This window comes from Intrasporangium zincisolvens (genome assembly GCF_034724055.1).
GTDB lineage: Bacteria > Actinomycetota > Actinomycetes > Actinomycetales > Dermatophilaceae > Monashia > Monashia zincisolvens.
Map to the genome: position 1 here is coordinate 104,827 of NZ_JAWIIL010000006.1, position 20,693 is coordinate 125,519.

19 protein-coding genes are annotated in these 20,693 nt (G+C 72.3%); 7 read left to right on the top strand and 12 right to left on the bottom strand.

Annotated elements, in window-relative coordinates; genetic code table 11:
* Window positions 1–17: 17 nt before the first annotated feature.
* The 3 genes from RY076_RS16495 to RY076_RS16505 form a co-directional block, all read right to left on the bottom strand.
* Entirely contained in the window at window positions 18–1,616 is a 1,599-nt protein-coding gene (locus RY076_RS16495; protein ID WP_323100008.1) for an ABC-F family ATP-binding cassette domain-containing protein, read from the bottom strand.
* Window positions 1,617–2,003: 387 nt separating this feature from the next.
* Window positions 2,004–3,122 (bottom strand): DNA polymerase III subunit beta family protein, encoded by a 1,119-nt coding sequence (locus tag RY076_RS16500; protein ID WP_323100010.1) that lies wholly within the window; start codon window positions 3,120–3,122, stop codon window positions 2,004–2,006.
* A 34-nt stretch (window positions 3,123–3,156) separates the two neighbouring features.
* Entirely contained in the window at window positions 3,157–4,644 is a 1,488-nt protein-coding gene (locus tag RY076_RS16505) for an MFS transporter (RefSeq protein WP_323100012.1), read from the bottom strand.
* 59 nt (window positions 4,645–4,703) lie between these two features.
* On the opposite strand from RY076_RS16505, the gene RY076_RS16510 reads away from it, so the two are divergent.
* From RY076_RS16510 to RY076_RS16530, 5 genes are all read left to right on the top strand, one after another.
* Window positions 4,704–5,219, top strand: a complete 516-nt coding sequence (locus RY076_RS16510) for a winged helix-turn-helix transcriptional regulator (protein ID WP_323100014.1) — start codon at window positions 4,704–4,706, stop codon at window positions 5,217–5,219.
* 44 nt (window positions 5,220–5,263) lie between these two features.
* Window positions 5,264–7,957, top strand: a complete 2,694-nt coding sequence (locus RY076_RS16515; protein WP_323100016.1) for an MGH1-like glycoside hydrolase domain-containing protein — start codon at window positions 5,264–5,266, stop codon at window positions 7,955–7,957.
* A gap of 52 nt (window positions 7,958–8,009) precedes the next feature.
* Entirely contained in the window at window positions 8,010–9,128 is a 1,119-nt protein-coding gene (locus RY076_RS16520; RefSeq protein ID WP_323100018.1) for a lipid II:glycine glycyltransferase FemX, read from the top strand.
* A gap of 6 nt (window positions 9,129–9,134) precedes the next feature.
* Window positions 9,135–10,151 (top strand): alanine racemase, encoded by a 1,017-nt coding sequence (locus RY076_RS16525; protein WP_323100019.1) that lies wholly within the window; start codon window positions 9,135–9,137, stop codon window positions 10,149–10,151.
* Window positions 10,152–10,394: 243 nt separating this feature from the next.
* Window positions 10,395–11,102: a CPBP family intramembrane glutamic endopeptidase gene (locus RY076_RS16530; protein WP_323100021.1), complete on the top strand. Its 708-nt coding sequence runs from the start codon at window positions 10,395–10,397 to the stop codon at window positions 11,100–11,102.
* 57 nt (window positions 11,103–11,159) lie between these two features.
* On the opposite strand, the gene RY076_RS16535 is transcribed toward RY076_RS16530, so the two are convergent.
* Complete coding sequence (locus RY076_RS16535) at window positions 11,160–12,065, bottom strand: S1C family serine protease (protein WP_323100023.1); 906 nt, start codon at window positions 12,063–12,065, stop codon at window positions 11,160–11,162.
* Here RY076_RS16535 and RY076_RS16540 point away from each other — a divergent pair.
* Both RY076_RS16540 and ypfJ read left to right on the top strand, forming a co-directional pair.
* Window positions 12,058–12,408 carry a hypothetical protein gene (locus RY076_RS16540; RefSeq protein WP_323100025.1) on the top strand — a complete coding sequence of 117 codons (351 nt, stop codon included), beginning with the start codon at window positions 12,058–12,060 and terminating at the stop codon, window positions 12,406–12,408. The genes RY076_RS16535 and RY076_RS16540 overlap by 8 nt on opposite strands.
* Window positions 12,409–12,584: 176 nt before the next feature.
* Window positions 12,585–13,553, top strand: coding sequence for a KPN_02809 family neutral zinc metallopeptidase (ypfJ, locus tag RY076_RS16545; RefSeq protein ID WP_323100027.1), 969 nt, complete (start codon window positions 12,585–12,587; stop codon window positions 13,551–13,553).
* A gap of 7 nt (window positions 13,554–13,560) precedes the next feature.
* On the opposite strand, the gene RY076_RS16550 is transcribed toward ypfJ, so the two are convergent.
* From RY076_RS16550 to RY076_RS16585, 8 genes are read right to left on the bottom strand one after another with little or no spacing between them, the layout of a single operon-like run.
* Window positions 13,561–14,172, bottom strand: coding sequence for an acVLRF1 family peptidyl-tRNA hydrolase (locus RY076_RS16550; RefSeq protein ID WP_323100029.1), 612 nt, complete (start codon window positions 14,170–14,172; stop codon window positions 13,561–13,563).
* An 11-nt stretch (window positions 14,173–14,183) separates the two neighbouring features.
* Entirely contained in the window at window positions 14,184–14,519 is a 336-nt protein-coding gene (locus RY076_RS16555; protein WP_323100031.1) for a metal-sulfur cluster assembly factor, read from the bottom strand.
* Entirely contained in the window at window positions 14,516–15,022 is a 507-nt protein-coding gene (sufU, locus tag RY076_RS16560; protein ID WP_323100033.1) for a Fe-S cluster assembly sulfur transfer protein SufU, read from the bottom strand. The genes RY076_RS16555 and sufU overlap by 4 nt, the downstream gene beginning before the upstream one ends.
* On the bottom strand, window positions 15,022–16,398 hold the full coding sequence (locus RY076_RS16565) for a SufS family cysteine desulfurase (RefSeq protein ID WP_323100035.1): 1,377 nt from the start codon (window positions 16,396–16,398) through the stop codon (window positions 15,022–15,024). Before RY076_RS16565 ends, sufU begins: the two co-directional genes overlap by 1 nt.
* A gap of 5 nt (window positions 16,399–16,403) precedes the next feature.
* Window positions 16,404–17,171, bottom strand: a complete 768-nt coding sequence (sufC, locus tag RY076_RS16570; protein ID WP_323100037.1) for a Fe-S cluster assembly ATPase SufC — start codon at window positions 17,169–17,171, stop codon at window positions 16,404–16,406.
* A 4-nt stretch (window positions 17,172–17,175) separates the two neighbouring features.
* A complete protein-coding gene (gene sufD / locus RY076_RS16575) occupies window positions 17,176–18,420 on the bottom strand; it encodes a Fe-S cluster assembly protein SufD (RefSeq protein ID WP_323100038.1) in 1,245 nt (414 codons plus the stop codon).
* Window positions 18,420–19,841, bottom strand: coding sequence for a Fe-S cluster assembly protein SufB (sufB, locus tag RY076_RS16580; protein ID WP_323100040.1), 1,422 nt, complete (start codon window positions 19,839–19,841; stop codon window positions 18,420–18,422). Before sufB ends, sufD begins: the two co-directional genes overlap by 1 nt.
* On the bottom strand, window positions 19,838–20,665 hold the full coding sequence (locus tag RY076_RS16585; protein ID WP_323100042.1) for a helix-turn-helix transcriptional regulator: 828 nt from the start codon (window positions 20,663–20,665) through the stop codon (window positions 19,838–19,840). Before RY076_RS16585 ends, sufB begins: the two co-directional genes overlap by 4 nt.
* Between the last annotated feature and the right edge of the window lie 28 nt (window positions 20,666–20,693).

Genomic DNA, 20,693 nt, shown 5'->3' on the forward strand with positions numbered 1-20,693 from the left:
GGAGATCGGAAAACCTCTCAGGCGAGCGAGATGAGGTCGCGGTAGTCCGGGCCCCAGAGGTCCTCGACGCCGTCGGGCAGCAGGAGGATGCGCTCGGGCTCGAGGGCCTCCACGGCTCCTTCGTCGTGCGTCACGAGGACGACGGCGCCCTCGTAGGTCTTGAGCGCGCCGAGGATCTCCTCGCGCGAGGCCGGGTCGAGGTTGTTCGTCGGCTCGTCGAGGAGCAGGACGTTGGCGGACGACACGACGAGCATCGCCAGCGACAGGCGCGTCTTCTCACCACCGGAGAGCACACCCGCCGGCTTGAGCGCGTCGTCGCCGGAGAAGAGGAACGAGCCGAGCACCTTGCGCACCTCGGTCTCGCCGAGGTCGGGCGCCGACGACTTCATGTTCTCCAGGACGGTCCGCCCGACGTCGAGGTTCTCGTGCTCCTGGGCGTAGTAGCCGAGGCGCAGCCCGTGGCCGGGCTCGACCTCGCCGGTGTCGGGGGCATCGACGCCGGCGAGCATCCGCAGCAGCGTCGTCTTGCCCGCGCCGTTGAGGCCGAGCACGACGACCCGGCTGCCCCGGTCGATGGCGAGGTCGACGTCGGTGAACACCTCGAGCGAGCCGTACGAGCGGGACAGGCCCGACGCGCGCAGCGGCGTGCGACCGCACGCCGCGGGCTTGGGGAAGCGCAGCTTGGCCACCTTGTCCTGCACGCGCTCGCCCTCGACGCCGGCGAGGAGGCGCTCGGCCCGCTTGGCCATGTTCTGCGCGGCGACCGCCTTGGTGGCCTTGGCCCGCATCTTGTCGGCCTGGGCCAGCAGCGCGCCGGCCTTCTTCTGGGCGTTCTGCAGCTCGCGGCGGCGGCGCTTCTCGTCGGTCTCGCGCGACTGGAGGTAGGTCTTCCAGCCGACGTTGTAGACATCGAGCGCCGAGCGGTTGGCGTCGAGGTGGTAGACCTTGTTGACGACGGCGTCGAGCATCTCGGCGTCGTGGCTGATGATGATGAGCCCGCCCTTGTAGGCGCGCAGGTACTCGCGCAGCCAGACGATCGAGTCGGCGTCGAGGTGGTTGGTCGGCTCGTCGAGCAGCAGGGTCTCGTTGCCGGAGAAGAGGATCCGCGAGAGCTCGACGCGGCGCCGCTGACCTCCGGAGAGCGTGCGGAGCGGCTGCGAGAGGATGCGCTCCTCGAGCCCGAGGGCGCTGGCGATCGAGGCGGCCTCGGACTCGGAGGCGTACCCGCCCTGGGCCTCGAACTCGACCTCGAGCCGCGCGTACTTGCGCATGGCCTTGTCGCGGACCTTCTCGTCGTCGCTGCCCATCCGCACCTCGGCCGCGGCGCGGTCGCGGACGATGGTGTCGAGGCCGCGAGCCGACAGGATGCGGTCGCGAGCGAGGATCTCGAGGTCGCCGGTGCGGGGGTCCTGCGGCAGGTAGCCGACGGCGCCGGTGCGGGTCACGGTGCCGGCGGCGGGCATGCCCTCGCCCGCGAGGACCTTGGTCAGGGTGGTCTTGCCGGCGCCGTTGCGGCCGACGAGGCCGATGCGGTCGCCGGAGTCGACGCGGAAGCTGGCGTCCTCCAGCAGCAGGCGCGCGCCAGCACGCAGCTCGATCCCGGTGGCGACGATCACGGCATTCCTCCTCGGTGTGCCGCACTTCGTCAGCGGCCGGACAACCCCACCATTCTAGGAGCCCGCCGGACGTGCCCTCGACGCCTTATCCCGCCGCCCGCGTCGACGGCGCGTCCTCCGACGCAAGCGGCTGTGCTGCAGCCGAGTGGCAGGCGCCGCAGGCGCACGTGGTCGACGCGTGCATCGTGCCGACGTTCCGACGCGCGCCGGGCGCCCACAGCGGTTCGGGACGCCCGCCCGGCGAGCTCCACGTCGGCAGGAGCGTCGGTTCGGGGTCGGGGTCCGTCGCGCCGGCCCGACAGCACCGGCACGGCGTGTAGCCGCCGTTGCCGCCCTCGTGCCACGCCGACTGGTGGCCACAGGTGCGGCAGAGGTGCGCGAGGAGGCTCACGGGACGGCCACCGGCATGAGCACCGAGAAGCCGGCGCCGCCGCCGCGGATCGCGAGCGGGCGCGTCGGCCCGTCGAGCACGAGGGTGGGGGTCGGACCCGCCGCGGCGAGCGCCTCGTGGAGGAACTCGGGGTCGACGAACACGTCGGCCTCGGCGTCGGGCACGACGTCGACGCCGTCGACGCGCAGGGCGAGCCCGACGCGGTCGGCCTCGACGGGCAGGCGGCCCGCGAGTCCTGCGGCGAGGGCCGACACCGCCGACACCGTGGTGCCGATCGGCTCGACGATGCCGCGGTGGTCGGGAAAGGTCCCCGACACCGCCTCCGCCTCGACCACGTGGGCCGCTCCCCCGGCGTCGGGGTCCTCGACCCGCGCGGCGAGCGCCCCCGCGCCCACGTCGAGCAGGACGGGCCGCGACCCGTCGTACCCGGCTGCGGCGGTGGCGCCGCACCGTTCGGCGATCGCGTCGGCCCACGTGACCGGGGCGACGACGGAGGCGAGGACGGCGGACGCCGCACCCGCGGCGGTGCCGGACACATCGGCACGCGGGACCTCTGCCACGGCCATCCGGTACCGGTCGGTGGCGACGAGGCGCACCGCGTCTGCGGTCACCTCGACGAGGACACCGGTCAGCACCGTGAGGTCGCGGCCGTCGGGGGCGCCCGCCACGGGCACGCCTGGGGCGACGGCGAACCGGACCGCCCGCACCGCGTCCGCGAGGTCAAGGGCCCGGACGCGGACGCGGCACCCGTCGCCGTCGCCGAGCAGCCCCAGGGTGCGGGCGATCTCGACCCGCGCGTCGCGCAACCCGTCGACGAGACGCTGCTCGTGGGCCGCGACGACGTCGCGGGCGGCCTGCACCTCGCCCCGCGCGTCCTGCTCGAGGACGACCGACACGTCGGCGAGGGGCATCCCGACGCGTCGCAGCGACGCGACGAGCCGGGCGGCACGCAGCTGGCCGGCGGCGTAGCGGCGGTAGCCGGTCAAGGCGTCGACGTCGGCGGGCACGAGGACGCCTTCTCGGTCGTAGAAGCGCAGGGCGCTCGCGGACAGGCCGCTGGCGCGGGCCACCTCCCCGATGGTGAGGAGGCGGTCGGGATCGGTCGGGACGGGCATGGGCGTCAGCCTGACCCCTCGACCGGGTCGAAGGTCAAGCCTTCGCGCCGGCAGCCTTGCGTCCGACTGCCTCGGCACGTCGGTCGAGGAGCATCGTCAGCGCGACGACGAGCGCCCCGGCGAGCGAGAAGCCGGCGGTGACCCATGCCGCGACGTTCCACCCCGCGACGAGGCCGGTGGGCCCGGATCCGGCGGCGCCGGCAGTGCCGGCGTGCGCCGCGACGACGACGGACACGACGGTGACCCCGAGGGACGAGCCGAGGTAGCGGGCCGTGTTGTTGGCCCCGCTGCCCATGCCGCCGCGCCCGGCCGGGACGCTGGCGACCGCCTCGCGCCCGAGGGCCGCGTTGAGGACGCCGCTGCCGACGCCCGCGACGAGCAGGCCCGGCACGAAGCGTCCCCACGAGGCGCCCGGTGCGAGACCCGACAGGGCGAGCTGGCCCGCGGCGACGACGACGAGGGCGCCGGCCAGCTGGGCCCGCCCCGACCACCGCGCGGGGAGACGACGCGCCAGCAGGGCGAAGACGACGCTGGTGCCGGACCACGCGAGGAAGAGGACGGCGGCGGTCGTCGGCGCGAGTCCCAGGGCGAGGGCGAGGAAGCCGGGCAGGAACGACAGCAGGCCGATGATGCCGGCGCCGGTGGCGAGCGCCGCCGCCGTGGCGGCGACGAAGCGTCCGTCGCGGGCGAGCGCCGGGTCGACCATCGGGAAGGGGACGCGCCACTCGGTGACCGCGAAGGCACCCGCGGCGACGACGGCGACGGCCAGCAGGAGCAGGACGGTGGGGCGGCCCCACCCGGTGCGTCCCTCGACGAGGGCGGCGAGGAACGCGGTCGTGGACAGGCCGAGCAGGAGCGCCCCGGGCACGTCGAGCGGTCGGCGCTCGTGCGAGCGGCTCTCCACGAGCACGCGCTGGGAGAGCGCCGCGAGGACGAGGGTTGCGGCGGCGAGGAGCCAGTGCACCGCACGCCAGGACGCCCACCGGTCGAGGCTGCTGGCGAGGAGCGGGCCGAGGGCGATGCCGGCGCCGACGCTGGCGCCCCAGACGCCGCTGGCGGCCGCGCGCGCCGGACCGGGCTCGAACCAGTGCGCGACGAGGCCGAGGCTCGCGGCGACGACCGCCGCCGCGCCGATGCCCTGGCCGACCCGAGCGAGGACGAACACGAAGGTGCCTCCGGCCAGGGCCGCCACGACGCTCGAGGCGGCGAGCACGACGAGGCCGGCGACGAGGACACGCCGGCGGCCCCGGTCGTCGGCGAGGGTGCCGGCCGTGAGCAGAGCGGCGCCGAGACCGATGCCCATGGAGCTGAGGATCCATGTGCGCCCGGCGAGGTCGGCGCCGAGACTGGCGGCGACCGAGCCCACGGTGGCGAGCGGTGCCGTGAACGCGACGAGCGCGAGGACCGTGCCGACCGCGGCGACGGCGAGCGCGCGTCGTGGCTGGTCGGCGGTGGAGGACGCGTGGGGCGGTGGCGCCGGTGTCGGGGCCTGCGGCGGTGCAACGGTGCGGTCGTGCGACATGACGTCCTCCATGGTCCGGCAGTTGGTCTGTTGAACAGACCACGGCGTACATTCATTCCGTGGCACTCGGCACGGACTACTCCGGACAGGACTGCTCGCTCGCGAAGGCACTCGAGATCGTCGGCGAGCGGTGGTCGCTGCTCATCGTGCGCGACGCCTTCCTCGGGGTGAGCCGTTTCAGCGACTTCCGGCGCCGGATGGACGTCTCGAAGGCCGTGCTGACGCAGCGGCTCGGCGCTCTCGTCGGCGCCGGCGTCCTCGAGCGACGCCCGCAGGGCGGTCACGACGCGTACGTCCTCACGGCCTCCGGCGAGGCCCTGTGGCCCGCGGTCCACGCCCTGATCTCCTGGGGCGATGCGACGACCTCGACGGACGGCCCGCGCCGCCTCTTCCGCCACGTGACGTGCGACGCCGACCTCGACGCGTCGGGCCGGTGCCCCGCGTGCGGGTCGACACCCCCGGCTCGCGACCTGGAGACGCGACCAGGCCCAGGAGCGAGCACCGACCCGCCGACGAACCCGCTCTCGGCCCGCCTCCGCGCACCACACCGGCTCCTGACGCCGCTGCGCGACTGAGGGGCCGTAACGCCGTTTTCACACGGATGCCCCACCATGGGTCCGTGAACAGCCCGATCCCCCCGGGTGAGCCGCTCAGCCCGGAGCACGCACGGCTCGCCTCCTCCCCCGGACACGACGCCCCGTGGCGTCTCTGGGGCCCGTACCTGTCCGGCCGCCAGTGGGGCACGGTCCGCGAGGACTACTCCTCGGGCGGCAACGCCTGGTCGGAGTTCCCGTTCGACCAGGCGGTCTCGCGCGCCTACCGCTGGGGCGAGGACGGCCTCGGTGGAGTCAGCGACCGCTTCGGCTTCCTCAACGTCGCCGTCGCGCTGTGGAACGGCAAGGACCCGATCCTCAAGGAGCGGCTCTTCGGGCTGACGAACGAGGAGGGCAACCACGGCGAGGACGCCAAGGAGTACTGGTGGGCCCTCGACGGCACCCCGACGCACTCGTGGATGCAGTGGCTCTACCGCTACCCGCAGGCTGAGTTCCCGTACGAGCAGCTGCGCCGCGAGAACCGCGAACGCACCCGCGACGAGCGTGAGTTCGAGCTCGGCGACACCGGCGTCCTCGACGAGAACCGCTTCTTCGACGTGACGACGACCTACGCCAAGGCCGGGCCCGACGACCTCTGCCTCCGCATCACCGCGACCAACCACGGGCCCGACGCCGCACCGCTGCACCTCCTGCCGACGATCTGGCTGCGCAACACGTGGGCGTGGGGCACCGACGACCGGGTCACCGAGCTGCACGAGATTCGGCCGAACGGGCGGCCGCCGCGCGGGTTCCGGGCCGCCGAGGTGACCCACGGCTTCCTCGGCCGCTACGTCCTCGCCGCCTCGGGTTCGCCGACAACACTCTTCTGCGACAACGAGACCAACGCCAAGCACCTCTTCGGCGAGCAGGCCCACGCCAACCACTCGCTCTACCCCAAGGACGCGATCAACCAGCGCGTCGTGCACGGTCGCACCCGGGCGGTCAACCCCGGCCGCTACGGCAGCAAGTGCTCGTTCTGGTACCGCTGGGAGTCGGTGGCCCCCGGTGAGACGGTGACCGTCGACCTGCGCCTCGCGACCGGCGACCCCGGGCTGCACTGGTTCGGCGAGGGATTCGACGAAGTCCTCGCCACGCGCTCCGCCGAGGCGGACGAGTTCTACGGCCATGTCATCGACGCGTCCCTGCACGAGTCCGACCGGCACGTGGCCCGACGCGCCTACGCCGGACTGCTCTGGGGCAAGCAGCTCTACCGCTACGACGTGCGCCAGTGGCTCGAGGGCGACCCGGTGGGCCCGCGCACGCCGGAGTCGCGCAAGAAGGGCCGCAACGAGCACTGGAAGCACCTCGCGCTCGCCGACGTCATCTCGATGCCGGACGAGTGGGAGTACCCGTGGTTCGCGGCGTGGGACCTCGCCTTCCACTGCCTGCCCCTGGCCCACGTCGACCCCGAGTTCGCCAAGGAGCAGCTGCTCCTCATGTGCCGCGAGTGGGCCATGGCCCCCAACGGCCAGCTGCCCGCGTACGAGTGGGAGTTCGGCGACGTCAACCCGCCCGTCCACGCCTGGGCGGCCTGGCACGTCTACCGCATCGACGGCTACCGCGACCGAGAGTTCCTCGTCCGCGTGTTCACCAAGCTGCTGCTCAACTTCTCGTGGTGGGTCAACCGCAAGGACGCCAACGGCTCCAACCTCTTCGAGGGCGGCTTCCTCGGGATGGACAACATCGGCCTGTTCAACCGGTCGGCCCCGCTGCCGCCCGGCTTCCGCCTCGAGCAGTCCGACGCGACGAGCTGGATGGCCTTCTACTGCCAGCAGATGCTGAAGATCGCCCTCGAGCTCTCCCGCACCGACAAGGCGTGGGACGACGTCGCGACGAAGTTCCTCGAGCACTTCCTGTCGATCGCCCAGGCGATGCGCCACTTCGGCTCGAGCGACAAGAGTCTCTGGCACGAGGAGGACGGGTTCTACTACGACGTCCTCGTCCAGCCCGACGGCCGCGCGCCGCACATGCGGGTGCGCTCGATGGTCGGGCTGCTGCCGATCCTCGGCGCCACCGAGATCCCGTCGTGGGTCATCGAGGAGTGCCCCGACGTCACGAGCCGGTTCCAGTGGCTCCAGGAGCGACGTCCCGAGCTCGTCAAGCCGATGCTGGCCCGCGAGGACGGCAAGATGCTGCTCACCCTCGTGCCACCGAAGCGGCTGCGGCGCATCCTCGAGCGGATGTTCGACACCGAGGAGTTCCTCTCCCCGTACGGGATCCGCTCGCTGTCGGCCGCGCAGCGCCAGGCCGTGACCGCACGCGTCGGCAACGAGACGGTGTCGATCGAGTACGAGCCCGGCGAGTCGCGCACCGGCATGTTCGGCGGCAACTCGAACTGGCGCGGGCCGGTGTGGTTCCCCACCAACGTGCTCCTCGCCGACAAGCTGCGCACCTACGGCCGCTACTTCGGCGACGACTTCACCATCGAGGTCCCGACGGGGTCGGGCAACTGGTGCACCCTCGACGAGGCGGCGGACGTCATCGACGGCGGGCTGACCGACCTCTTCCGGCCCGTCGACGGCCGGCGTCCCGCCGACGGCAAGCGCATCGAGTCCAGCCCCGATCCGCTCTGGGCGGCGCACCCGACCTTCTCCGAGTACTTCGACGGCGACACCGGCGAGGGCCTCGGCGCCACTCACCAGACGGGGTGGACGGCTCTCGTCGCCCACCTGCTCAACCCGCGGCTGCCCCCGGACCCGCGGACGATGGGCTGGGCCTGACGCGTCCGGCGGGGTCGGGCGCGGCGGCCACGCTCCGGTAGCGTGAGCCCCCGTGACCGCCCCCATCACCGCCCGTGACATCACCGCAGCCGAGCACTTCGCGTGGCTGCGTACCCAGCCCTCCGCGAGCTTCCTGCAGACGCCGGCGTGGGGAGAGGTCAAGCGCGACTGGAGGCACGGCTCGGTCGGCTTCTTCGAGGGCGAGCAGATGGTCGGTGCGGCCCTCGTGCTCTACCGCTCGCTGCCCCGCATCGGGCGCTCGCTCGCCTACGTGCCGGAGGGTCCGGTCATCGACTGGTCGTCCCCGCGGCTCGTCGAGCTGCTCCGGGCGCTGCGCGACCACCTCAAGGCCAAGAAGGCGTTCGCCCTCCGCCTGGGGCCGCCCGTGCCGACGCACCGCTGGCACCCCGACACGATCAAGGCCGCCATCGCCGACGACGACGTGCGCCGCTACGACCAGGCCACCCCCGACGTCGTCGAGCCGGTCGGCGCCGCCGTCGTCGCCGAGCTCGAACGCCTCGGCTTCACGCACCTGTCCCCCGAGGACGGCTTCGCCGCAGGCCAGCCCGAGTACGTGTTCCAGGTGCCGCTCGCCGGACGCAACGAGGCCGACGTGCTCGCGAGCATGAACCAGCTGTGGCGGCGCAACATCAAGAAGACCGCGAAGAACGGCGTCACGGTGCGCGTCGGCGACGCGTCCGACCTCGGCACGTTCCACCGCGTCTACGTCGAGACCGCCGAGCGCGACCGGTTCACGCCGCGCGGCCGTGAGTACTTCGAGCACATGTACGCCGTCATGTCGGCCGAGGACCCGGATCGGATCCGCGTCTACCTCGCCGAGCACGAGGGCGACGTGCTCGCCGCGACGATCTGGATCCGCGTCGGCGAGCACGCCTGGTACTCCTACGGCGCGTCCACGGCCGCCAAACGCGAGCTGCAGGGCTCGACGGCCATCCAGTGGCAGATGATCCGCGACTCCCTCGCCGCCGGCGCCACCGTCTACGACCTGCGCGGCATCACCAACACCGTCGCCGCCGACAACCCGCACATCGGCCTGATCCGGTTCAAGGTCGGCACCGGTGGCGAGGCCGTGCGCCTCGCCGGCGAGTGGGACCTTCCGCTGAACCCCTTGCTGTACAAGCTCTTCGACCTCTACATGAAGCGGCGGTGACCCCTCGTGTCCTTCGTGCTGCACGTCGACGGTGAGCGCTGGCGCGCGGCCCACGACCGGTTCCTCGCCGACCGCCCGGGCCTCGTCCCCGTGGTCAAGGGCAACGGGTACGGCTTCGGCCGCGACCTGCTCTGCGCCGAGGCCGCGCGCCTCGGCGTGCCGATGGTCGCGATCGGCACGTACGCCGAGCTGCCCGAGACGCTCGGCTGGTTCGGGGGCGACGTCCTCGTCATGGAGCCGTTCCGGACCACCATCCACTCCGGCCTGCCCGACCTCGCCCACGGTCGTGCCGTGCACACGGTGACGACCCGCGAGGACCTCGCCGCCCTGCGCGCCGCCAACCCGACGGCCCGGGTCGTCGTCGAGGGGCTCACGTCGATGAACCGCTTCGGCACCCCGATGACCGAGGTCGCCGCCCTGGTCGGGGAGGCCGACGCCGTGGGCGTCACGCTGCACCTGCCGCTCGGCACCGGCCACGTCGAGGAGATCAGCCGGTTCGTCGCCGCCGTGCCGGGCGAGCTGACCTGGTACGTCTCGCACGTCAGCGCCGCCGAGCTCGCCGAGCTGCACCGGCGCCACCCAGGCCTCGAGTTCCGGCCCCGCATCGGCACCGACCTGTGGTACGCCGACAAGGGCTCCTACGAGGTGCGCGCCCACGTCCTCGACGTGCGGGCCGTCGGCCGCGGCGCCCGCGCCGGCTACCGGCAGCGCCCGGTGCCCGCCGGCCACGTCGTCGTCGTCAGCGGCGGCACGTCGCACGGCGTCGCCATGGAGAGCCCGTCCTCGGCCGCGACGGCCCGCACCCGCGCGGTGGCCGTCGCCGAGGGCGTCCTCGAGGCGGCCCACCGGGTCCGCTCCCCCTTCACCGTGTCGGGCACGATGCCGCGCTTCGCCGAGCCGCCGCACATGCAGTGCAGCCTCCTCGCCCTGCCCGAGGGCATCACGCCGCCGCGCGTCGGCGACGAGGTGACGGTGCGGATGCGCCTGACGACGACGACGCCCGACGCCATCGTCGTGTCCTGAGGTCGGACCAGGTCCGGGGCGGGGCTCGAGGGCTCGCTCAGGTCAGGGTCAGGGTCAGGGTCAGGGTCAGGGTCGGGTCGGGACGGTCTTCAGGGCCATGCCGGATGTCGGGCGGGGGCCTTGCGGCGCACGCTTCGAACCATGAGTGACGTGGACCGAGAGCTGGAGCGTGGAGCCGTCGTCGTCGACAGTGGACCCCCCTCGGCTGTGAGGGCCGCACCTCCCCAGTACAGCCTCCGCCGCGTGCTGGGGGTGTGGGCGCTGGCGGCGCTGCCGATGGCCGTGCTGGCGTGGGTGGTGACCCCGGTTCTGGCAGACCGGTTGAGCGGCCCGGCCGCCTGGCCGAAAGCGCTCATCGCCTGCCTGACGGTGGGCCTGGTGTGGCAGGGCGTGCTGGTGCTCGTGCTGCTGCGACGCGAGATCGGCCGACTTCGGTGGGCCGCCGTCAAGGACGCGCTGTGGTTGCGTGCGCCGCGGAGCCCGCGGACCGGACGCGTCGGTGGACGGGTGTGGTGGGCGCTCGTCCCGGCCGTGCTCGTCGTCGGCCTGGAGCAGCTCCTCCCCTCGCTGCCGGTGCCGGCCGTCCGGGACCTCGGCGTATTGCTCAGGTCCCAGGAGGGGCACGACTTCCTGTCGGGCAACTGGCCCTGGTTCGCGGTCATCGTCGTGATGGCGGTCTTCAACACGGTTCTCGGGGAGGAGCTGCTCTTCCGCGGGCTGCTGCTGCCCAGGATGCGCGGCGTGTTCGGACGGGCCGACTGGCTGGCCAACGGGATCCTGTTCGCCGCCTACCACCTGCACATGCCGTGGGCGATGCCGAAGATCCTGCTCGACAGCGTGGCGCTGGCCTACCCGGCCCGCCGCTACACCAGCGCCTGGCTGTCGATCATCGTGCACAGCCTGCAGTCCGTGATCGTCGTGGCCGGATCACTCGCCCTCGTCCTGCGGTGACCCGTGCCCCGGGCCGCCCGGGGCACGAGTCGGTGTCGAGGAGTGCGGAGCACTGCGTCAGGCGACCGGGCTGGCTCCGAGCGTGACGGGCGCCGTGTGCTGGCTGCCGTCCTGGCTGGTCCACCCGACGGTCACCTGGTCACCGGGGTTGGCGCCGACCAGCGCTGCCGACACGTCGTCCGGTGAGGAGACGACCTGCCCGCCCAGGCTCGTGATGACGTCGCCGGCCCGGAGCCCGGCGCTCTCGGCCGCCGCCCCGCTGACGACGCCGCTGACCTGCGCGCCCGGGGTCATGACGAACCCTCCGCCTGCGCCGTCACCGGCATACGACGGGGCGCCGGCGACCTCGACCCCGAGGAAGGCCGCCGGGCCGATCCGCACCGTGCTCGTCCCGTGACCGGACTGGATCTGCTGGGCGATCTCGAGGGCGCGGGCGATCGGGATCGCGTACGCGTCGGCCGGACCGCCGGACGAACCCGCCGTGTCGATGCCGACCACCTCGCCCTGCGCGTCGAACAGCGGCCCGCCGGAGTCGCCGGCGAGGACGCCGGCGTCGGTCTCGACCATGCCGGTGAGGGTCTCGGGAGACGTCCCGTCCTCCGACGCCGCGGTGACCGAGGCGTCGAGCCCGGTGATCGTGCCCTCCGCCGCGCTCAGTGTTCCCGTGCCACCGGCGTTCCCGACGGCGGTCACCTGCGCGCCGACGTTCACGTCGTCGGTGTCGGGCTTGATCGTCGTCAGACCGGACGCGCCGTCGAGCTGGAGGAGCGCGACGTCCTGCGACCGGTCGCTGCCGACGACGCTCGCCTGGTAGGTCTCGCCGGTCCGCGCGACGGTGACCCGTATCGAACCCGCCCCCTGCACCACGTGGTAGTTGGTCAGCACCCGACCGTCCGAGGTCAGGACCATGCCGGTGCCGGCGGCCCGGCCGTTCTGGTACGGCAGGACGGTGTCGATGAGCACGACTCCCGCGGACTCGGCCTCGGTCGCCGACCGGGACGCCGCGCTCGAACCCGTGCCCGACCCCGTGCCCGACCCAGTGCCCGACCCGGTGCTCCACCCCGGAGTCCCCGAGCCGTTCCAGTCCTGCACCGTCGCGCCGTACGGGGTGGACCCAGCGGCCATCGAGGGCGCCGCAGCGGCCAGGCCCACCGCCACCGCGATGGCCGTGCCGAGGGCGCCGCGTCGCAGCCCCGACCTGCGAATCGGAGATCTGCGTCGGCACTCGGCGGACGGCAGGACGGACGGGGAACCGGCTGCTGCTCTCATCTTCGTCTCCTTCACGGCGATGCAGCGGATCTGCTGAGACGAGTTGGCGCCGGCCGGCCATGAGGCATCTCTGGAACAGCCATGAGTCTGTTGTGAGCCGGTACCGGCGCAGCGGGTACGAGATCGTCGCGACGCAGCTGCGTGCCAGCGCCCGGCGCTAGGGTGAACTCGGTCGGACCGGGACTCCCCCGCCCTGAACCCGAGGATCGTGACATGACCTTCAACGACAACGCGCAGCTGGACACCTCGCAGGTCGAGAGCGGCAGCGGCGGGGGCGGGCTCGGCGGCGGCGGCGGTGGTGGTGGGTTCCCCGGCGGCATCCAGGTCGGCGGCGGCATCGGCGGGCTCATCATGCTGGTCCTGCTGCTCATCTTCGGCGGCAGCCGGCTCCTGGGCGGCAGCGGGTCCGGCGACGCCGGCACGGGCGGGCTGCCGTCCCAGCAGCTCGACAACAGCCAGGTGGCGGCCGCCGGGCAGGTCCAGCAGAGCGACTTCTCGCAGTGCAAGTCGGGCGCCGACGCCAACAAGGACGACGTGTGCCTCGTCGTCGCGACGGTCAACAGCGTGCAGGACTACTGGACCAAGACCCTGCCGAAGTACCAGATGAACTACGAGCCGGCCAAGACCGTGATCTACCAGGGCCAGACGCCCTCGGGCTGCGGCACGGCCAACTCGCAGGTCGGCCCGTTCTACTGCCCCCTCGACGGCAAGGTCTACATCGACGCGAGCTTCTTCTCCGAGCTGCAGAGCAAGTTCGGCGCCGACGGCGGGCAGCTGGCCAAGGAGTACGTCGTGGCGCACGAGTACGGCCACCACATCCAGGACCTGCTCGGCATCCTCAACAAGGCGCAGCAGGACCCGCAGGGCCCGAACTCCGGCTCGGTGCGCACCGAGCTGATGGCCGACTGCCTCGCCGGCACGTGGGTCAAGCACGCCACCGAGACCACCGACGCGAGCGGCACGACGCTGCTCAAGCCGATCACCGAGGCCGACATCACGTCCGCCCTCTCGGCCGCGTCCGCGGTGGGTGACGACCGCATCCAGGAGAAGATGCAGGGCCGCGTCACGCCCGAGACGTGGACCCACGGGTCCTCGAAGGCACGGCAGCAGTGGTTCACCCAGGGCTACCGCACCGGCGACATCAACCAGTGCAACACCTTCGGCGTCGACACCGTCAGCTGACCGCGAGTCAGTGCGGCTCGGTCAGCTCGATGCGGACGGCCCGGCCGCGCCGCAGCGCCGTCACGAGCACGTCGCGCTTCGGGTCGGGCAGGTCGTAGAGCTCGCGCACCGGCAGGTCGCGCAGCGCCCGCAGGGCCGACGCGTCGAGCACCTCCCGCACGAGGCCACGGTCGCCACCGACGACGAGCGCGCGTGGCACGCCGGGAGCGCCGGCCGCCGGTGACTCGTCGTCACCGAGCAGGACGCGTCGGGCATGGCCGACGACGGCGTCGACGAGCTCGTCGGCCTGCTTGCCCCGACGCCGGGCGAACCGCTGCTGGGACCACCCGCCCGCGGCCGTGCGCGACTGCACGTGCCGCGTCCCGACCTTCGAGCCGAGCCACCCCCCACCTGACGCGAGCCCCACCGCGTAGCCGCCGCGCCGCACGAGGACGACGCCGAGCGGGTCGTGCGCGAACGGCGTCGCCACGGCCGTGGAGCCGTCGGCCGCACGTGCGGACACGACGACGCCGCCGGGAGTGGTCTCCTCGGCGGCGTCGTAGGGGCCGTGCCGTTCGGCGAACCCGGCCATCCAGCGGTCGAACCGGTCGGGGTCGACCTCGATGACCCGGGCTGCCACGTCGGCGGACGTCAGAGGTTGAAGCCGAGCGCGCGCAGCTGCTCGCGGCCGTCCTCGGTGATCTTGTCCGGGCCCCACGGCGGCATCCACACCCAGTTGATGCGGTGCGTGGCGACGAGGCCCTCGAGCGCCTGGGCGGTCTGGTCCTCGATGACGTCGGTCAGCGGGCAGGCCGCGGACGTCAGCGTCATGTCGATGACGGCGTGCGCCTGGGCGTCGACGGTGATGCCGTAGACGAGCCCGAGGTCGACGACGTTGATGCCGAGCTCGGGGTCCACGACGTCACGCAGCGCCTCTTCGACGTCGGCGACGTTGGTCGGGGTGGACGAGGGAACGGTCTCGGTCATGACGAAACTCCTTGCGGGGAGGCAGAACTCGTGGTGGACGTCGTGCTGGGTCGCGGCATCGAGATGTCGACGCCGGCGCGGGCCAGGGCGTCGGTGAAAGCGGTCCAGCCGAGCAGCGCGCACTTGACGCGGGCCGGGTACTTCGCGACGCCGGCGAAGGCGACACCGTCGCCGATGACCTCCTCGTCGCCCTTCACGGCGCCCTTGGAGGTGAGCATCGCACGCATCGCCTCGAAGGTCGCGAGCGCCTCCGCGACGGGGCGGCCGATGACCTCCTCGGCGAGGACGGACGAGCTGGCGACCGAGATCGAGCAGCCGCGCGCGTCGTAGGACACGTCGGTCACGACGGCGTCGCCGCCCTCACCCGACACGTCGACGCGGAGGGTGACCTCGTCGCCGCACGTCGGGTTGATGTGGTGCACCTCGGCGTCGAACGGCTCGCGCAGGCCGGCGTGGTGCGGCCGCTTCGAGTGGTCGAGGATGAGCTCCTGGTAGAGGTCCATCAGCTCGCCTCCCGCGTGCTCTCGGCCTCGCCGCGCAGGGCGCGGGCGTCGTGACGCGCCTCGAGGTCGGCGTCGGGGTCGGTGTCGGAGACGTCGATGCCGAAGATGCCCGGCACGCGGTCGAGCGCGTCGAGCAGCGACTGCACGTCGTCGAGGCCGTTGTGCACGCCGAAGGACGCGCGGGTCGTCGCGGCGGCGTCGAGGACGCGGTGCAGCGGCCACGCGCAGTGGTGCCCGACGCGGACGGCGACACCGGCGTCGTCGAGCACCTGCCCGACGTCGTGGGCGTGGACGCCGTCGACGACGAACGCGACAGCCCCACCCCGGTCGACGCCGCGCGGCGGGCCGACGACGCGGACCCACGGCCGCTCGGCGAGGCCGGCGAGGAGCGCGTCGACGAGCGCGGCCTCGTGGGCGTGGATGCGGTCGATGCCGACACCCTCCACCCAACGCACCGCGGCGGCCAGGCCCACGGCCTGGGCCGCGTTCGGCACGCCCGCCTCGAACTTCTGCGGCGCCGGCGCGTACGTCGAGCGCTCCATCGTCACGAGCTCGATCATCGAGCCCCCGGTGAGGAACGGCGGCATGACCTCGAGCAGCTCGGCGCGGCCCCAGAGGACCCCGACGCCCATCGGTCCGTAGACCTTGTGGCCGCTGAAGGCGATGAAGTCGGCTCCGAGCATCGAGACGTCGACGGCCAGGTGCGGCACCGACTGGCACGCGTCGACGACGACGAGCGCCCCGACGGCGTGGGCCCGCTGCGCGAGCTCGGTGACCGGGTTGACGGTGCCGAGCACGTTGGACACGTGCGTGAACGCGAAGACCTTCGTGCGCTCGGTGAGCAGGTCGGGCAGCGTCGAGAGCTCGAGCGTGCCGTCGGCCGCGACGGGCACCCAGCGCAGGGTGGCGCCGGTGCGGCGGCACAGCTCCTGCCACGGCACGAGGTTGGCGTGGTGCTCCATCTCGGTGACGAGCACCTCGTCGCCCGGGCCGAGCACGAACCGCTCGTCCTTGGGCTCGTCGGTCGGCGCCACGTTCGAGAACGCGTACGCGACGAGGTTGAGCGCCTCGGTGGCGTTCTTGGTGAACACGACCTCGTCGGCCTGAGCCCCGACGAACGCGGCGACCGTCGCACGGGCGCCCTCGAAGTCGTCGGTGGCCTCCTCGGCGAGCTGGTGCGCGCCGCGGTGCACGGCGGCGTTGTGCTGCTCGTAGAACGCGCGCTCGGCGTCGAGGACGGCGGTCGGCTTGTGCGACGTCGCCCCCGAGTCGAGGTAGACGAGCGGCCTGCCGTCACGGACCGAGCGCGCCAGGATCGGGAACTCGCCGCGCAGTGCGGCGAGCTCCCGGTCCGTGAACGGCTGGACGTCCGGCACGGTGGTCAGGCCCCCGCCGCCGCCGTCGTCGTGTAGCGGTCGTAGCCCTCGTCCTCGAGACGGTCGGCGAGCTCGGGGCCGCCCTCCTCGACGATCTTGCCCTCGACGAACACGTGCACGAAGTCGGGCTTGATGTAGCGCAGGATCCGCGTGTAGTGCGTGATGAGCAGGACGCCGAGGTCGCTGTTCTCCTTGGCGCGGTTGACGCCCTCGGAGACGATCTTCAGGGCGTCGACGTCGAGGCCGGAGTCGGTCTCGTCGAGGACGGCCACCTTCGGCTTGAGCAGCTCCATCTGGAGGATCTCGTGGCGCTTCTTCTCACCACCGGAGAAGCCCTCGTTGACCGAGCGCTCGGCGAAGGCGGGGTCCATGCGGAGGTTGTTCATGGCCTCCTTGACCTCCTTGACCCAGGTGCGCAGCTTCGGGGCCTCGCCGTCGACCGCGGTCTTGGCGGTGCGCAGGAAGTTGCTCACCGTGACGCCGGGCACCTCGACGGGGTACTGCATCGCGAGGAACAGGCCGGCGCGGGCGCGCTCGTCGACGGTCATCGCGAGGACGTCCTCGCCGTCGAGCGTCACGGTGCCGCCGGTGACGGTGTACTTCGGGTGGCCGGCGATGCTGTAGGCCAGCGTCGACTTGCCGGAGCCGTTGGGCCCCATGATCGCGTGCGTCTCCCCCGACTTCACGGTGAGGTCGACCCCGCGCAGGATCTCCTTGGGGCCGTCCTCGGTCTCGACCGAGACCGTCAGTCCCTTGATCTCGAGCGTGCTCATCGGGTCAGTTCTCCTTGGTGTTCGTGGTGCTGGGGGTCTGCTGGGTGGCGGCCGCGTAGGCCGTGGAGGCGAGCTCCTCCTCGATCGCCGCGGTGATCTCGTCACGCAGGTCGGCGAGCGGGATCTCGCGGATGATGTCGGCGAAGAAGCCACGCACGACGAGGCGCTTGGCCTCGTCCTCGGTGATGCCGCGCGACTGCAGGTAGAACAGCTGCAGGTCGTCGAACCGGCCCGTGGCAGAGGCGTGCCCGGCGCCCTCGATCTCACCGGTCTCGATCTCGAGGTTCGGCACCGAGTCGGCGCGCGCGCCGTCGGTGAGCACGAGGTTGCGGTTGAGCTCGTAGGTGTCGGTGCCCTCGGCCTCGGCGCGGATCAGGACGTCGCCGACCCAGACCGTGCGGGCCGTCTCGCCCTGGAGCGCGCCCTTGTAGGTGGCCCGGCTCTTGCAGTGCGCCTCGTTGTGGTCGATGTAGGACCGGTGCTCGAGGTGCTGGCCGGCGTCGGCGAAGTAGACGCCGAGCAGCGTGGCGTCACCGCCCGGACCCGCGTAGCGCACGTTGGCGTTGACGCGGACGACCTCGCCGCCCAGCGTCACCGCGAGGTGCTTGTAGCGGGAGTCGCGCCCGACGAGCGCGTCGTGCTGGGCGAGGTGGACCGCGTCGTCGTCCCACCGCTGCACCGAGACGACCGTGAGGTCGGACCCGTCGCCGGTGACGACGGAGAGCAGCTGGGAGTACTGCGCCGAGCCGGTGTGCTCGACGACGACGGTGGCCTTCGAGAAGCGACCGGCGCGCACGACGAGGTGGCCGTGCACCGGCTCGCCGCCGCGGCCGACGAGCGAGACGCGCACCGGCGCGTCGAGCTCGGCCTCGTCGGCGATGTCGACGAGGACGGCACCCGTGGCGGCGCCCGCGACGACCGCGGCGCGGTCCTGCGGCGGCAGGATGCCGAGGGCCCGGGCCTCGTCGGCGGTGACCGTCGAGGTGGTGACGCCCTCGGGCAGCTGGGTGTCGGCCTCGAGCGTGCCGGTGGCACCCTCGGCGAGGACGCCCTTCAGCTTCTTGACCGGGGTGAAGCGCCACTCCTCCTCACGGCCGTTCGGCACCGGGAACGCCGCGACGTCGAACGACGCGGTGCGCTCGGCGCGCGACTGGTCCGGCACGAAGGCCGCGGCGGAGTCGGTGTGGGCACGGTTGGCGGCGTCGGCCACGGAGCTACCCGTGTCGACGAGCGTGTCGGCAACGGACATCAGCCGACGGCTCCTTCCATCTGGAGTTCGATGAGGCGGTTGAGCTCGAGGGCGTACTCCATGGGCAGCTCACGGGCGATCGGCTCGATGAAGCCGCGCACGATCATGGCCATGGCCTCGTCCTCGGCCATGCCGCGGGACATGAGGTAGAACAGCTGGTCCTCGGACACCTTCGAGACCGTCGCCTCGTGGCCCATGGACACGTCGTCCTCGCGGATGTCGACGTAGGGGTAGGTGTCGGAGCGGCTGATCGTGTCGACGAGCAGCGCATCGCAGCGCACCGTCGAGGCCGAGTGCGAGGCGCCCTCGAGCACCTGCACGAGGCCGCGGTAGGAGGCCCGACCGCCGCCACGGGCGACCGACTTGCTGATGATCGAGCTCTTCGTGTTCGGAGCGGCGTGCACCATCTTGGAGCCGGTGTCCTGGTGCTGGCCCTCGCCGGCGAAGGCGATCGAGAGCGTCTCGCCCTTGGCGTGCTCGCCCATGAGGAAGACGGCCGGGTACTTCATCGTCACCTTGGAGCCGATGTTGCCGTCGATCCACTCCATCGTCGCGCCCTCCTCGCAGGTGGCGCGCTTGGTGACGAGGTTGTAGACGTTGTTCGACCAGTTCTGGATCGTCGTGTAGCGCACGCGGGCGTTCTTCTTGACGATGATCTCGACGACCGCCGAGTGCAGAGAGTCCGACTTGTAGATCGGCGCCGTGCAGCCCTCGACGTAGTGCACGTACGAGTCCTCGTCGGCGATAATCAGGGTGCGCTCGAACTGACCCATGTTCTCGGTGTTGATCCGGAAGTAGGCCTGCAGCGGGATGTCGACGTGGACGCCCTTGGGCACGTAGATGAACGAGCCGCCGGACCACACCGCCGTGTTGAGCGCCGCGAACTTGTTGTCGCCGGCCGGGATCACGGTCGCGAAGTGCTCGCGGAAGACGTCCTCGTGCTCCTTGAGGGCGGTGTCGGTGTCGAGGAAGATGACGCCCTGCGCCTCGAGGTCCTCGCGGATCTGGTGGTACACGACCTCCGACTCGTACTGCGCGGCGACGCCTGCGACGAGACGCTGCTTCTCGGCCTCGGGGATGCCGAGGCGGTCGTAGGTGTTCTTGATGTCCTCGGGCAGCTCGTCCCAGGTGGTCGCCTGCTTCTCGGTGGACTTCACGAAGTACTTGATGTTCTGGAAGTCGATGCCGGTGAGGTCCGAGCCCCACGACGGCATGGGCTTCTTGTCGAACAGGCTCAGGCCCTTGAGACGCAGCTTGGTCATCCACTCCGGCTCGCTCTTGCGGGCGGAGATGTCACGGACGACCTCCTCGGAGAGACCACGACGCGCGGTGGCACCGGCGGTGTCGGCGTCGGCCCAGCCGTACTCGTAGCGCCCGATGTCCTTCAGACCCGGGTTCAGCTCTTCGATGTGGGTGGTCATGAGGAACCTTCCTTGACGTGCGTGCGGTCGTTCCGTGCGGTCGTGCTGGTCGTTCCAGTGGTGCTGGCGGCACCGGGGGCAACGCGTGGGGCAACACCGGCGGCCTCCGCGGTCTTCCGCGCGAGTCCACCGGTCGGGATGAAGGTGGTGCACACGTGGTGGCCGCCGGCGAGGGTGGCCAGACGCTGCACGTGGACGCCGAGGAGGCGTGAGAAGGCGTCGGTCTCGGCCTCGCAGAACTGCGGGAACTCCTCGGCGACGTGCTGCACCGGGCAGTGTCCCTGGCACAGCTGGACGCCGGTGAGACCGCCGCTGCCGACGGGTCGCGCCGTGGCGGCGAAGCCGTCCTCGCTCAGGGCCTCGACGAGCACCTCGGCGCGCGCGGCGGGGTCGTCACCGGCGGCCGCGAGACGCGGTGCGTAGCGCTCCTCGAGCGCCGCGACGCGCTCACGGGCGAAGGCACCGACGGCGCCGCTGCCGGCGCGGTCCTCGAGGAACCGGAGCACCTCGACGGCGAGCGAGTCGTAGTCGGCCTCGAGCGAGCGGTGGCCGACCTCGGACACGACGTAGGCGCGGGCCGGTCGACCCCGGCCCCGACGCTGGCCGGCCGGCTCGTGGGGCACGACGGCCCCCTGCTCGACGAGGGCGTCGAGGTGGCGCCGGACGGCGGCCGGGGTGAGGTCGAGGTGGCGGCCGAGCTCCGCGGCCGTGACCGGCCCGTCGACCGAGACCATGTGGAGCACGCGCGAGCGCGTCCGGGACTCGAGCGGCGAGCCGTGCTCGCCGTCCCGGCCCTCGCGCGGTGCGTGCTCAGGGAAAAACACAACACCATTGTGACGTAATTGCTCGCCG